Raw genomic sequence first — 1285 nt, forward strand, 5'->3', positions numbered from 1 at the left:
TGGCAGGTCCCCGATAACCGGTCCAGGCAGTTCTAGAGCCAGTTCCTACTTGCAGTCGATCAGTCGATCTCGCAGCCCACGGGGTGATGTTGGTGGGTGCATCCGGCAGCGTACTCGGCCGGGGTCTTGTAGCCCAGTGCCGAATGCCGGTGTCGGTGATTGTGGTCATCCTTGAAGTCCTCGATGACCACCCGGGCCTCGAGCAGGGTGCGCCAGCAGTTGCGGTTCAAACACTCATCGCGCAACCGGTTGTTGAACGACTCGATGAACCCGTTGTTCCACGGCGTGCCCGGCGGAATGTAGGAGAGCCCCACCGACCCTGCACAGAACGCTCGCAGGGCCTCGGAGATGAACTCAGGACCGTTGTCCATCCGCAGTACCAGCGGTGGGCCACCCCAGATCGCGAACGTCTTCTCCAACTCCTCGATCAGGCGTTCGGCGGTGATCGAGCGGTCCACGATGTTCAGCAACGACATCCGGGTGTGCTCATCGACCATCGACGCGATCTTGATCTTGTGTCCGTCGACGGTGGAGTCGAACTGAAAGTCCAATGCCCACACCACCTTCGGTGCATCCGCGGCGATGATCGGCACCGATGACTGGCCCGCCCGTTTACGGCGAGGAGCGCGCCGCACCTGCAGGCCTTCCTCTTTCCATAACCGGTGGATCTTCTTCTTGTTCATCTCGATGCCGTCGTCGAAGCGTAGATGCGCCCACGCCCGACGAAATCCGTGCCGAGGGTTCTTACGGGCGTAGGTGCGCAGTTGCTCACGGACCGCCGCGTCCGGGTCTGCCGGCGTCTGCGCTAACGGCAGCTGCCGATAGGCTGAGCGGGAAAGCCCAACTACCTTGCACGCCTTACGTTCTGACATGTTCATCACGTCCTTGAGCATGTCGATGGCGGCGCGTTTGGCGGTCGGGCTCAGAATTTTCCCTTGGCAATCTCCCGCAGCGCGTCCTTCTCCAACTCCGCATCGGCGAGGAGCCGCTTGAGCCGGCCGTTCTGCTCACGCAGCTCCTTGAGCTCTTTGGCGGCATCAGCGTCCATGCCGCCGTACTGGCGGCGCCAGTTGTACAACGTGGCGGCCGACACCTCGAGGTCGGCGGCGATCTCCTCGCCGGTCTTTCCCTCCGCCGCCAACTCGTCGGCCCGGCGCAACTTGCGCACGATGTCCTCGGCCGAGTGCCGCTTCCGTCCTGCCATGATCCCTATCGTCCCTTCGTGCCCTCATCAGGGCAATCAGGACTCTAGAACAGCCCGGACCGGTTCACGGGGGACACGCCA

The 1285-nt window shown here is 62.9% G+C and carries 1 protein-coding gene; it reads right to left on the minus strand.

All coding sequences use genetic code 11. The annotated features are described in order from the left end of the window. Window positions 1–59: 59 nt before the first annotated feature. Window positions 60–1204 (minus strand): IS3 family transposase gene (locus IEW22_RS19765; RefSeq protein ID WP_188589103.1). Its coding sequence is split into 2 segments (ribosomal slippage): window positions 60–937 and window positions 937–1204, totalling 1146 coding nucleotides; the frame shifts between segments, so codons are not numbered across the junction. Between the last annotated feature and the right edge of the window lie 81 nt (window positions 1205–1285).

Source organism: Gordonia jinhuaensis (assembly GCF_014639795.1).
In the GTDB taxonomy this organism is placed as follows: Bacteria; Actinomycetota; Actinomycetes; order Mycobacteriales; family Mycobacteriaceae; genus Gordonia_B; species Gordonia_B jinhuaensis.